At 65.6% G+C, this 12,635-nt stretch carries 9 protein-coding genes; 8 read left to right on the forward strand and 1 reads right to left on the reverse strand.

The annotated features are described in order from the left end of the window. Positions 1-180 precede the first annotated feature (180 nt). The 7 genes from ABD842_RS20220 (at position 181) to ABD842_RS20250 (ending at position 10,117) form a co-directional block, all read left to right on the forward strand. A complete protein-coding gene (locus ABD842_RS20220; RefSeq protein WP_345117840.1) occupies positions 181-1,413 on the forward strand; it encodes a M16 family metallopeptidase in 1,233 nt (410 codons plus the stop codon). A 4-nt stretch (positions 1,414-1,417) separates the two neighbouring features. After that, positions 1,418-1,882 carry a YDG/SRA domain-containing protein gene (locus ABD842_RS20225; RefSeq protein ID WP_345117842.1) on the forward strand — a complete coding sequence of 155 codons (465 nt, stop codon included), beginning with the start codon at positions 1,418-1,420 and terminating at the stop codon, positions 1,880-1,882. A gap of 401 nt (positions 1,883-2,283) precedes the next feature. Next, the gene (locus ABD842_RS20230; protein WP_345117844.1) at positions 2,284-3,036 is read left to right on the forward strand and encodes a DUF4184 family protein; all 753 of its coding nucleotides are present in this window, start codon (positions 2,284-2,286) and stop codon (positions 3,034-3,036) included. Positions 3,037-3,078: 42 nt separating this feature from the next. After that, positions 3,079-3,729, forward strand: coding sequence for an O-methyltransferase (locus ABD842_RS20235; RefSeq protein ID WP_345117846.1), 651 nt, complete (start codon positions 3,079-3,081; stop codon positions 3,727-3,729). 96 nt (positions 3,730-3,825) lie between these two features. After that, a complete protein-coding gene (locus ABD842_RS20240) occupies positions 3,826-6,771 on the forward strand; it encodes an outer membrane beta-barrel protein (RefSeq protein WP_345117848.1) in 2,946 nt (981 codons plus the stop codon). Positions 6,772-7,095: 324 nt separating this feature from the next. Next, complete coding sequence (locus ABD842_RS20245) at positions 7,096-9,333, forward strand: LysM peptidoglycan-binding domain-containing protein (protein WP_345117850.1); 2,238 nt, start codon at positions 7,096-7,098, stop codon at positions 9,331-9,333. Positions 9,334-9,358: 25 nt separating this feature from the next. Continuing rightward, positions 9,359-10,117, forward strand: a complete 759-nt coding sequence (locus ABD842_RS20250; RefSeq protein ID WP_345117852.1) for a LysM peptidoglycan-binding domain-containing protein — start codon at positions 9,359-9,361, stop codon at positions 10,115-10,117. 102 nt (positions 10,118-10,219) lie between these two features. On the opposite strand, the gene ABD842_RS20255 is transcribed toward ABD842_RS20250, so the two are convergent. Further along, entirely contained in the window at positions 10,220-11,287 is a 1,068-nt protein-coding gene (locus ABD842_RS20255; protein ID WP_345117854.1) for a fatty acid desaturase family protein, read from the reverse strand. Between the two features lie 714 nt (positions 11,288-12,001). Between ABD842_RS20255 and ABD842_RS20260 the strand changes: the two genes are divergently transcribed. Beyond that, positions 12,002-12,478 (forward strand): hypothetical protein, encoded by a 477-nt coding sequence (locus tag ABD842_RS20260; protein ID WP_345117856.1) that lies wholly within the window; start codon positions 12,002-12,004, stop codon positions 12,476-12,478. Positions 12,479-12,635 lie beyond the last annotated feature (157 nt).

Here is a 12,635-nt window from a genome sequence, read left to right on the forward strand (position 1 = left end):
GGGGCTTTATGGGGGACCGAGGCTTCACTCATTGCCCGGGACGGGTTGCTTCGTTGTGCCTCCGCGCAATGACAGCTACCTCGTCGTACCTTTGCAACTACCTACCGGCTGGCCGGTTATACCGGGCCGGGACTTTGGATTCCAAGACCCTACGTCCCCAAGACCCCAAGACCCCACTCAATGTCTGAATACGATTTTCACGAATATCCCAACGGCATCCGGCTGCTGCACAAACAGGTGCCCCACACCAAGATTGCGCACTGTGGCTTTCTGCTCGACATTGGCTCCCGCGACGAGCAGCCCCACCAGCAGGGACTGGCCCATTTCTGGGAGCACATGGCTTTTAAGGGCACCGAGAAGCGCCGCTCCTTCCACATCCTGAACCGGCTGGAAACGGTGGGCGGCGAGCTGAACGCCTACACCACCAAGGAAAAAATCTGCTTTTACGCCTCCCTGCTCAGCACCCACTTCGAGCGGGCCTTCGAGCTGCTCACCGACCTGACCTTTCACTCCGTATTTCCGGAGCGCGAAATCGAGAAGGAGCGCACCGTGATTCTGGAGGAGATGAGCATGTACCAGGATGCCCCCGAAGATGCCATCATCGACGAATTCGACACGGTCGTGTACGGGCAGCACTCTTTGGGCCACAACATTCTGGGCACCCGCCAGAGCGTGACCGACTTCCAGCAGGCCGACTTCCGGCAGTTTCTGGCCGAAAACGTGCGCACCGACCAGCTGGCGTTTTCCTCGGTGAGCAACCTGCCCTTCGCGGAGGTGAAGAAGCTGGCCGACAAGTACCTGGCCCCGCTGCCGGCCCGGCTGGGCCCGCGGCCCCGCACCCCGTTTGCCAACTACCAGCGCACCGAGCAGCTGGAGCGCCGGCCCATCACCCAGGCCCACTGCCTGATCGGGGGCCCGGCCTACGCCATCCGGGACGAGCGGCGGGTGCCGTTCTTTATGCTGAACAACATCCTCGGCGGCCCCGGCATGAACTCGCGCCTGAACCTGGGCGTGCGCGAAAAGCACGGCCTGGTGTACTCCATCGACTCGACCTACAGCCCCTACACCGACACGGGCCTGTTCGGCATTTACTTCGGCACCGAGAAAAACCAGGTGAAGCGTACCATCGGGCTGGTGCAGAAAGAGCTGAAGCTGCTGCGCGAAAAGCCGCTCGGCACCAGCCAGCTGCACACGGCCAAGGAGCAGCTGATGGGCCAGCTGGCCATGGCCGAGGAAAGCAACGGCGGCCTGATGCAGCTGCTGGGCAAAAGCACCCTGGACCTGGGCCGCGTGGAATCCATCAATGAAATCTTCGCCCAGATCCGGCAGATTACGGCCGCCCAGCTGGGCGACCTGGCCAACGAGGTGCTGCACGAGGACAACCTGAGCGTGCTGCAGTATCTGCCCGAGTAGCAGGATGGCGCAACGGATTTTTGGCCACGTAGGCGGCTACCGACCCGGCGACTTATTTGCCGGACGGCTGGACATGAGCCTTACGCGGATACACCCGCCGCCGCGCAGTGGCGTGAGCGGGGCCCAGGCCGAAGGCGTGGACTCCATTGTGCTGGCCGACCAGTACGAGGACGACGTCTTTACCGAAGCCGAAATCTGGTACACCGGCCACGGTGGGCGCGATGCTAAGTCCGGCCGGCAGGTAGCCGACCAAACCCTGACCAGCCGCAACCGAGCTTTCCTGAAAAGCCTGAACACAGGCTGGCCGGTGCGCGTCCTGCGCAAGGTTACCGACGAGGTACGCGGCGAAGTCTATCGGTACGAAGGGCTCTATACCGTGGTCGACTCCCGGTATGGCCCGGGCAAGTCCGGCTTCAAGGTGTGGTTGTTTCTGCTCAGGCCTTTTAGACGGCTGTCATCCTTCATCTGACGTACGCCTGCGAAGGACCTTCCTCTTTCTGTCTACCAACACTTTTCAGAACCCAAAGCCCTTTCCCGCGCCAGCGGAAAAGGGCTTTGCTCATTTCACAAAGCTTGCGCTTTACGCTGACGAAGGTCCTTCGCGCTGCTCAGGATGACAGACAGATTCGAGGCAGACTACGCCGGGCTGATGCCGTTCAGCGTTGCCGTACCCTGGGCGGAAAACCGGATGGCGGCGGCTTTCCGGTTTTCCGCCCAGGTGCCGGACCTGGGAAGTGCCGGGAATGAGCAGGATGTTGGGCGAGTGGGGCAGCAGCCAGCTCAGGGCAATCCGGCAGTGGTACGCGGCGGCTCCCAGGTCGCGCAGGCGGCTTTTTTGCGGTATTATTAGGCCCGCCTTTCTCCCTACCCGTGCCTTTCACCCCCGCCCACCCGGCCCTGATTCTGCCTTTGCTCCGTCCCTGCCGGCGGTGGCTGTCGGCCACGGGGCTGGTGCTGGGCGCCATGGCACCCGACTTCGAGTACTTCCTGCGCCTGCGCCCCGACGGCATCTACGGGCACACGCTGGCCGGTATTTTCTGGCTGGATTTGCCGCTGATTATCCTGTTTACCGCCTTATTCCATAGCCTGGTGAAGCAACCTTTGGCGGCCTGCCTGCCCGCCTTGCTGCGCCGCCGCCTCGGCCCCCTCACCCGGCCACCCTGGCCGCTCCGGCGGGCTGTATCCGCGCCGGTGCTGCTGGGTGGCCTCGTAGGCACGGTGTCGCACCTGTTCTGGGATGCCTTCACCCACGAGGATGGCTTCGTGGTGCTGCGCTGGCCGGCCCTGCAAGTGCCGCTGCACCTGCTCCACGGCAGCTTCCCGATCTACACCTGGCTGCAGCTGGGCAGCACCCTGCTGGGCCTGCTGGTCATCCTGGGCTACCTGCTGCAGCTGCCCACCTTCCCCGAGCGGGCCGGCGTGCCCCCGAGCGTCCGGCTGAAGTTCTGGCTGGTGACGGCCGCGGGCCCGGCGCTGCTGTGGGGACCGTTTGCCAAGATTTCGGCGCACATCTGGCCCTTCAGTGTCAGCTCCCTGGTCGTGACGGGCATGAGTGCGGCGCTGGTAGGACTGCTGACCGCGGCCGCGCTTTTCCGGCAGCGGTGGGCCGGCGCGGCCGGGTAGCGCCCGGCGCGGTACCTTTGTCCCGTCCTGCCTCTTCTGCCCGTGCCACTCAACGACGACGAACTTCAAACCTACGCCGAGGCCCACACCAGCCCCGAAACCGACCTGCTGCGCCGCCTCAACCGCGAAACTCACGTGCAGGTGCTGGCGCCCCGCATGCTCTCGGGCCAGCTGCAGGGTCGCCTGCTGAGCATGATCAGCCACATGGTGCGCCCCGCCCGCGTGCTGGAGCTGGGCACCTTCACCGGCTACTCGGCCCTGTGCCTGGCCGAGGGCCTGCAGCCCGGCGGCGAGCTGCACACGGTAGAGCAAAACCCCGAGCAGGAAGACCGGATCCGGCGCTACGTGGCCGCGGCGGGCCTCACCGCCCGGGTACACCTGCACATCGGCGACGCGGCGGCCGTGGTGACGGCGCTGCCCGGCCCCGCCTGGGACCTGGTGTTTATCGATGCCGACAAAATCAACAACGCGGTGTACTATGAGCTGGTGCTGCCCCGGGTGCGGCCCGGCGGCTTTATCCTGATCGACAACGTGCTGTGGAGCGGCAAGGTCCTGCCCTCCTGCCTGCTTAAGCCCTCCGATAAGGATGCCCACGCGGTGCGGGCCTTCAACGACCTGGTGCAGCAGGATTCCCGGGTGGAGAATGTGTTTCTGCCCCTGCGCGACGGGCTGCTGCTGGTGCGCAAGCGCTAACGCCGGCAGCCACTCCCCGGATTCCTTTGTCAGCGCTTGAACATTCCCGTTGGCCCCGCGTCTAACCGCGTTATGTATCCTTCAAAGTTGGTTGTTATGAGGAAAGCACTGTGGCTGCTATTCTGCGTGTGTTCGTTTTCCGGGGCCCTGGCTCAGAATTTATCGGTGCGGGGCCGGATTGTGGATGGCAAGGACCAGGCTCCGCTCATTGGCTCCAACGTGCTGCTCATTCAGCTGCCCGACTCGGTGCGCCAGGGTACGGCGGCCGACGGGCAGGGTGCCTTTGCCTTTGAGGGCCTGACGACGGGCCGCTACGTGCTGTCCGTTTCGTTTCTGGGCTACACCACCCTGCGGCGGACGCTGGAGCTGAACAGCCAGTCGCTGAGCCTGGGCGCCGTGGCGCTGCAGAGCGGCGGGGCCGTGGCCCTGAAGGGCGTGGAGGTAGTAGGGCAGGCCGCCGCCTCGGTGCAGAAGGGCGACACCACCCAGTTCGACTCGCGCGCCTTCAAAACCAACCCCGACGCCAGCGCCCAGGACCTGATTACCAAGCTGCCCGGCGTGGTCGTGACCGACGGCAAGGTGCAGGCCCAGGGCGAGCAGGTGCAGCGCATTCTGGTGGATGGCAAGGAGTTTTTCGGCTCCGACCCGGATGCCGTGCTCAAAAACCTGCCCGCCGAAGCCATCGACAAAATCCAGGTGTTTGACCGCCGCAGCGACCAGTCGCAGTTCACCGGCTTCAACGACGGCAACACCGAGAAAACCATCAACATCACCACCAAGCCCGCCTTCCGCAACGGGCAGTTTGGGCGGCTGCTGGCCGGCTACGGCCCCGACCACCTCAACAGCCTGAGCAGCGGCAAGTACCGCCTGAGCGGCAACCTGAACTCCTTCAAGGGCACCCAGCGCCTGTCCGTGGTGGCGCAGTCCAACAACGTGAACGAGCAGAACTTCGGCACCGAGGACCTGCTGGGCGTCATCGGCACCTCGGCCCAGGGCGGCGGCGGGGCCCGCGGGGGCGGGCGGCCGGGCGGCGGACGGCCGGGCGGGCAGCAGGGCGGCGGCCAGCAGGGCGGCGCGGCCGGCAACTTCCTGGTCAACCAGACCGGCGGCATTTCCACCACCCACGCCGTGGGCCTGAACTACTCCGATACCTGGCGCAAGAAAACCGACGTGCAGGCCAGCTACTTCTTCAACCTGAGCGACAACACCACCCAGACCAGCACCAACCGGCTCTATAACGTGCTGGAGCAGGGCCGCAAGCTCGGCTACGACGAAAACTCCGACGCCACGGGCCGCAACATCAACCACCGCTTCAACCTGCGCCTGGAGCACAAGTTCGACACGGTCAACTCGGTGCTCTGGCAGCCGCGCTTCACCCTGCAGCGCAACACGAGCAACAGCAGCCTCGACGGCCGCACCTTCCTGGCCGGCTCCTCCGACGAGCCCCAGACCATCCAGAGCCTGAACAACAGCCGCTATACCTCGGCCCAGGACGGCATCACGCTCACCAACCAGGTGCTGTACCGCCACCGGTTTGCCCGGCGGGGCCGCACCTTCTCGCTGGGCGTCAATACCACCTACAACCGCCGCAACGCCGACAACTACCTCACCTCCCGGAACTACGACTTCGTGCGCGCCGACACCAGCGCCACCGACCAGTACTCCCGCCTCGACCAGCTGGGCTGGAACTGGAACGGGAGTGCCAACTACACCGAGCCGCTCAGCCTCAAGGCCCAGCTGCAGGCCAACTACACGGTGTCCTACGCCCCCAACGACTCCGACAAGCGCACCTTCGACCAGCTCGACGGGCGGCGCACGCCCAACGACGCGCTCAGCAACGTGTTTCGCAGCAACTACCTCACGAACTCGGCGGGCCTGACCTACCGCTACCAGTTCGAGAAGGTGGAGTGGGCCGTGGGTGCCGCCGTGCAGCAGGCCCAGCTGCACAACGAGCAGACCTTCCCCCGCGACCTGACCACCCGGCGCACTTTCTACAACGTGCTGCCCAACGCCCAGCTGCAGTATAAGTTTTCGCGCCAGCAGAACCTGCGCCTCAACTACAACATGCGCACCCAGAACCCCAGCATCAGCCAGCTGCAGGAAGTGGTCAACAACTCCAACCAGCTCCAGATCCGCACCGGCAACCCCAACCTGGTGCAGGAATTCTCCCACAACCTGTTTCTGCGCTACTCTGCCGCCCAGCCCGAAACGTCGCGCTCCTTCTTTGCCCTGATCGGCGGCTCCTATACCGACAACTACATCGGCAACAGCACCACCGTGCTGCAGCGGGCCCAGGACTTTGGCGGCGTGACCGTGCCCGCCGGCGGCCAGATTACCCGGCCCGTAAACCTGAATAAGCAGTACTCGCTGCGCTCCTTTGCCAACTATACCCTGCCGCTGAAGGTCATCAAGTCGAACCTGAACCTGAACGCCAACGCCACCTTCTCCCAGACGCCGGGCATCGTGAACCAGGGGCTCAACTACAACCGCGCCCCCAGCCTCGGGCTGGGCGCGGTGCTGAGCTCCAACATCAGCCCCGAGCTGGACTTCACGCTCTCGTCGAACTCCAGCCAGACCTACGCCCGCAACACGCTGCTGAGCCAGAACAACAGCAACTACTTCCGCCAGACCAGCACGCTACGGCTGAACTGGATTCTGGTGCGGGGCATCACCCTGCAGTCCGACGTGAACCACGTGGCCTACCGGGGCCTGACGGCGGGCTTCAACCAGAGCTACGTGCTCTGGAATGCCAGCCTGGGCAAAAAGCTCTTTGCCAAGCAGCAGGGGGAGCTCAAGCTCTACGCCTTCGACCTGCTGGGCCAGAACAACAGCATCAGCCGCAGCATCACCGACGCCTACACCGAGGACGTGCGCACCAACATCCTGCAGCGCTACCTGATGCTCATGTTTACCTACAACCTGCGCAGCTTCAGCGGCGCCGGCCCCGCCGATGTGCCCCGGGAAGGCGGCGAGCGGCGCTTCGGCCCGCCCGGCGGCGGCGGCAACCGGCCCGGCGGCGGCGGCGGCGGGTTCGGCGGCTAGAGCTCCGGGTCGGCGCTCCGGGGCAGCGGAGCCGCCCGTCGGCAGCTTGCCACTCCGTCCGGTGCGGCCTAACCCAAGCGTCCCCCAGTCGGTCCCATGTGCCCGGGGCACCTTGCACCTTTTCCACCGGCTCTGGTTTGTGACAACTTTAGCTGTGACAAAAAATATTGTCACAGCTAAAGTTGTCACAGCGCCTGCGCTCCAGCCGGCTACGATATACTTCCGGGCCTTGGCTGCCCGCATCCCCCGATTTTTCGCCTACTTTGTAACGGCCGAAAACGGGTTAGCCTCAGCCTTGAGCCCCGGCACGCGGCCTTGCCCAGTATGAAACGACTTTTGCTCACGCTGCTCTGTGTGCTGCCGCTGCTGGCGGCGGCCCAGCATGCCGCCGTCCCCAGCGACCTTTATTTTGCCGGCCTGCACCTGCGCCTCACCGAAGGCGGCCGCCGGGCCGTGCAGCAGAAGGCCGATGCCCTGCGCAGCCACCCGGCTTCCTTCCAGGCCCGCGTGGCGCTGGCCGATGCCTATTTCCCGCTGATTGACCGCACCTTCCAGGCCGAGGGCCTGCCGCTGGACTTCCGCTACCTCGTGCTCCAGGAAAGCGGCCTGCAGGGCGATGCCCAGTCGATTCACGACGCGGTGGGCTACTGGCAGTTCAAGCGCGGGTCAGCTACGGAGCTGGGCGTGCTGGTCAACGACGTGGTGGATGAGCGTAAGCACATTGTGGTAGCCTCGCGGGCGGCGGCCAAGTATTTTCTACGCAGCAACGCCACGTTTCACAACTGGCTCACCTCCCTGCTCAGCTACAACCTGGGGCTGACCGGCGCCAAGCCCTACACCCTGCCCACCGACTTCAACGCCACCGAAATGGAGATTTCGGAGCAGACCCACCCTTACCTGCTCACCTTTCTGGCCCACAAGGTGGCCTACGAGCCCGTGTGCGGCCAGAACCCCCGGCCGGCCCTGCTGCTGCAGGAGTTTCCGGCCCCGGTGGGGCAGCCCCTGGCCACGATGGCCACGGCCCTGCAAACCGACCCCACCGAGCTGGCCCGGCACAACCGCTGGCTGCTGCCCAACACGGTGGTGCCGGCCGATAAGGCCTACACCGTGCTGGTGCCCATCACCGACCCGATTCAGCTGACGGCCCTGGCGGCCCTGCAGAAGACCACCGCCGCCACCCAGCTGATTCATGCGCCCGTGGCCGACCCGCAGAACGCCGAGTTTGTGCAGGTCAATGGCCTGCGGGCCGTTATTGCCCTGCCCGGCGACACCAAGGAAACCATGGCCCAGCGGGCCGGGCTGAAGGTGCGCAAGTTCATGCAGCTCAACGACCTGTTTCCCTTCGACAACATCGTGGTGGGCCAGCCCTACTTCGTGCAGAAAAAGCGGGATAAGGCCGCCGTGGAGTACCACATTGCCCAGCCCGGCGAGAGTGTGGCCACCATTTCGCAGAAGTACGGGGTGCGCGCCAAAGCCATCTGGAGCAAGAACCGCATGCCCCGCAACGAGGAGCTGCGCACGGGCCGCATTCTGTGGCTGCAGCACACCCGCCCCCGGGAAGTAGCCATCGAGTACGCCCCGGGGCAGGATGCCGGCACCGTCGCCGCCTTCGAGCGGCCCGCCGCCGCCCCGGTAGCCGCTGCAGCGCCCGAGCGCAAGAAGGTGGTCAAGGTGAAAGCCAAGGATGAGGCCGAGCCCTACACCGGCCGCACCGCCGCCGACTCCCGCATCATCGAGGACGCCGGGGAAGCCGACTCGGTGATGACCACCACGACCACCTCCACCGTCACCCAGACGGCCCGCGCCACCGACGAGCACCTGGACAACCTCAACGAGCTGCCTGCCGCGCCCCGGACCCCGAAGGCCACCACCCGCCCCGCACCCGTCGCCTCCGCTGCCGACCGGGCCGCACCCACCCTGCAGCCCGCCAGAAAGATACTGCCCACCGCCTCCGCCATTGCCGATGAGCCCAATGACGAGTCCGAGCCCGTTGCGGCAGCGCCCCTCAGCAAGCCCGCCCCCGCGACTCCCGTAAGCCCGCCGGCGCCGGCCAAAGCGGCTCCGGTCCGTCCGGAAGCGCCCGTCCGGGTCCAGGAAGTGGTGAAAGCCCCGGCCGCCGCCGCTCCGCCGGCCCCGGCCCCGCTGCCCGCCCCACGCCCGGTGCCGCCGCCGCCCGCCGCCCCGGCCACGGAGCCGGTACCGGCCAGCGGCCTGCACATCGTGCAGAAGAGTGAGAGCCTCTACGCCGTGGCCCGCCGCTACGGTCTGCGCCCCGCCGACCTGATTGCCTGGAACAACCTGCCCGCCAATCCGTCGCTGCGCTTGGGCCAGAGCCTGCGCGTAGCGGCCCCCGCTGAGGCGGCAGCTGCGGCCAAACCTATGGCGGCCGCCGCCGACCCGGCCCTGCCGGCAACCGTGCAGCATAAAGTGGCCGTGGGCGAGTCGATGTATGGCATTTCGCGCCGGTATGGCGTTACCATCAAGCAGATCATGGAGTGGAACAGCAAAGCGGACTTCAACGTGAAGCCCGGGGAAGTGCTGACCATCACGCCGGCCAAGTAAGTTTCTATTACCCGTTTCGTTTTTTATGCGCTTCTTTTTTTGCGGCTCCCTGCTGGGCGCCGCCCTGCTCACGGCCGCCCCCGCCGCCCAGGCCCAGCAGCCGGTTCCCGTCCCGGCCCTTTCCGATGACTCCGTCCGGGTGATGGCCACGCTGGTTCAGTCCAGCGTGCGGCAGCTGCGCGGCATCTACTTTGAGCCCAACGACGCCCGGGCCGCCCAGCTCATCGACGCGGCACTGGTGGAGATACCCGGGCTCAACCAGCGCCTGAGCCGCTACACGGCCAGCCTGCCCCGGGAGCAGCAGCTGCTGCTGGCCCAGCGCCTGCGCCAGCAGCCCTGGCAGATCGAGCTGCAAACCCTGATGCGCAGTCCGCAGGTGCGCGGCTTCGACGCCCGCGCGGCCAAGCACCCCGAGCTGAAGGTGGCCGCCGAGCGGCTGCACGCCTCCGGCTTTGCGGGGACGGCCAAAGTAGCCCCTCCCGCCCCCGCGGCGGCCGAGCCGGTGGGCACCATCGTCTTCGCCCCCGCCAAAGTCCGCACGGCGCCCCCCGCCGGCGCCGTGACGGCCCCCAAAGCCCCCGGCCGTCCTCAGCCGACGACTGCCCCGCCCGCCCCGGCGCCGGCGGCCGCTGCGGCGGCCCGCCATACGGTGCAGAAGGGCGACACGCTGTTCGGCATCTGCCGGCAGTACGGCGTAACGCCGGCCCAGCTCCGCACCTGGAACAGCAAGCAGAATGACGCCGTCCGGATCGGGGAAATCCTGGTGCTCAGCGCCCCGCAGTAGCCTTGCCCGACTTACTGGCCACCCGGCCGGACATAAACACAAAAAAGGGCGCCCGGCGGGCGCCCTTTTTTGTGTTTATGTCCGGCCGGGTCCCGCGGCAGGCTAGGCCGCCTGGGCCAGCTGCACCGGCCGGCGGATGCGCCGGGTACGGGACTTTAGCAGCGCTATCACGGCCGCGTCATCGGCGTAGCGCCCGTCCAGGCTCACGAAGTTCTTCGCCAGCAGGTCGTAGCGCTTGGTCATCAGGTAGGCGAAGATGTGCAGGAAGTGGATGCCGTCGAAGACGATGGCCTCGTTCTGGGCGTACTGCGCCAGGTTCTGCCGGAAGTGGCCCGGGTGCTCAGTCCAGTGCATGGCCGGCTTCAGGTGGTGACTGATGTGGTAGCCGTCGTTCCAGCACTTGTGGTTGTAGTTGGTGTTGATGCAGGTCACGCTGTTGGTGTAGCAGTTGTCCGGCGTTTCGGCCGCAATAAAGGCGTGCTGGCTCCAGTTGCCGAGCATCATCACCACCCGGCCCATAATCACCGGAAACACGAACACGGCCAGCGTGGCGGGCAGGTTCACGAAGCAGAGCCCGAAGGTGACGACCAGGTACACCAGCTCGCCGCGCATGAGACGGTGGCGCAGGGTGAGCTTGTTGCGGCTGTGCAGGTAGCGCGCCAGGTTGGGCAGGCCGCGCACGAAAAAGTCGCCGAGGTAGTGCAGAAAGCTCCGCAGCGAGTCGCGCTGAAAGAACATGGTGGAGCTTTCGTCGTCGGGCAGGTTATTCTCCGGGTGGTGCATGCCCAGGTGGTGGGTGAAGTAGGTTTCCGGCGTCTGCCCAAACAGCGGCCCGATCACCCAGGGCAGGTAGTGGTTGAGGTAGCCGTACTTCTTCCTGAAAAACACCCGGTGGCTGGTGCAGTGCTGCATCAGCCCGTACGGCCCCCGGAAGCGGGCATTGCTCAGGCCCATGTACACGGCCAGCACCGCCCACCACAGCCAGCCCGTCAGGGCCGGCACAAACAGCAGCACGGCCAGCGGCAGCAGCGTGACGGATATCTTCAGGGTAAGGTAGGCGAAGGGCAGGTCCCGCTTGTCCTGGATATACTTCAGGAAAAAGGAATCGAGGCGGGAGGGGTTTTCGACGGCGGTATACTCCGGGTCGGTGCAGGCGGCAAGGTGTTTCATGGGCAAGTCCGGGCTTTTCACGTTGCCCACTACTGATGAGTATTCTGCCATACCCGCCTGACGGCCGCGAAATGGCAGAATTGAGGGGGAGGACAACGCCAGCCGGCGCCTGCAGTACCCGCCCCTGTAAAGAATCGGCAGGCCACTAATGTTCAATCAACGAGGCACAAGGTAACTAGTTCCCCGGGTTTGCTGCCCGGCTTACCAACGGCGCCTTTAATTTACCGTGCCCACCAGTAGAGTCAGGCGCGCGTACTTCCGTTGGCCTTTCCGGTTTCTCCCATGATTCTGCCCCCGGCCCGCCCCTACCTCTGCACCCGCCGCACCTCTGCCGGCCGCATCATGTTGGGAGCCGCGCCGAGGTCATCAGGCAGCTTACCTTTCAGAATATCCTGTCCGAAACCAAGGCCGACACGCTGGAAAAGCAGTTCCGGGCGCTGTTCGACCAGCCGATTCCCCTCACCCGCGACTTTGCCTGGGGCGTCTTCGGCGAAACCGCCGACAGCCTGCCTTACGTCGGCCAGCGTAAGGATTTCCTGCGGGCCTGGGCTATGACGGCCACGTTACTACCTCCAGTGTGCTGGCCGCCGAAATCATCTGCGCCGCCCTCCCCGCTACGCCGGCCCCTTCGGCGTCGACCGGGTCGGGGCCGCGCCGGAACCAAAGCAGCTGGCGTTGCCGTCTGGTCAGCAGACATTTCTTATCACCACCGCCATGAAATACCTTCTGCTTGCTGCCGGTCTGCTGCTGACCCCGCCTCTTTGGGCCCAAACCAGGCTGGCCGCCGGCAAACCGGCCCCTGCCCGCTTCGATGCCAGCGTGGAAGGCCGCGTCAACCAGTACTTCACCGACCTCAACCAGCGGCTGCGTGAAGTGTACCGGGCCCCCAGCGACGGCCGGGCCATTGCCCTGCTCAGCAGCACCATCACCGAATTCACGGCCCGCAAAAAGAGCCTGCTGCCCGAGGCCGGACAGCTGTACAAAAGCCTGAGCGCCGCTGACCGCCAAAAAGCCCGGACCCGCCTGCAAACCTCGGCCTGGACTACTGACCTGCAGGCCATCCTGGCCAGCAGCGCGGCTACCCAAATGACGGGCCGCCGCCAGCGCAACCCCGCCCTGGAGTATGCCTTCCGCCGCTTCGACGAGGCCCAGCTCACCAGCCTGGCTGCGCTCAAAGCGTTGGCTAACTAGTCCTACACCCGGCAAAGCGCAATTTTACCAGGCAAAAAAGGACGGCTCCCGTAGCTGGCCTTCTGCTGTCAATACGCAAAAATCCTTTGCCGCTCACTCTTTCCCGCCCGCTGTTTCGGCGGTAACTTTACTTATCGGTTCCGCTGTCATCACCCCT

Source organism: Hymenobacter algoricola (assembly GCF_039539525.1).
Lineage (GTDB): Bacteria > Bacteroidota > Bacteroidia > Cytophagales > Hymenobacteraceae > Hymenobacter > Hymenobacter algoricola.

What these genes read in the sequence shown, in the direction of transcription:
- ABD842_RS20220 (WP_345117840.1), top strand. Translation starts at nt 181, where the DNA reads ATGTCTGAATACGATTTTCACGAATATCCCAACGGCATCCGGCTGCTG.
- ABD842_RS20225 (WP_345117842.1), top strand. Translation starts at nt 1,418, where the DNA reads ATGGCGCAACGGATTTTTGGCCACGTAGGCGGCTACCGACCCGGCGAC.
- ABD842_RS20240 (WP_345117848.1), top strand. Translation starts at nt 3,826, where the DNA reads ATGAGGAAAGCACTGTGGCTGCTATTCTGCGTGTGTTCGTTTTCCGGG.
- ABD842_RS20245 (WP_345117850.1), top strand. Translation starts at nt 7,096, where the DNA reads ATGAAACGACTTTTGCTCACGCTGCTCTGTGTGCTGCCGCTGCTGGCG.
- ABD842_RS20250 (WP_345117852.1), top strand. Translation starts at nt 9,359, where the DNA reads ATGCGCTTCTTTTTTTGCGGCTCCCTGCTGGGCGCCGCCCTGCTCACG.
- ABD842_RS20255 (WP_345117854.1), bottom strand. Translation starts at nt 11,287, where the DNA reads ATGAAACACCTTGCCGCCTGCACCGACCCGGAGTATACCGCCGTCGAA.
- ABD842_RS20260 (WP_345117856.1), top strand. Translation starts at nt 12,002, where the DNA reads ATGAAATACCTTCTGCTTGCTGCCGGTCTGCTGCTGACCCCGCCTCTT.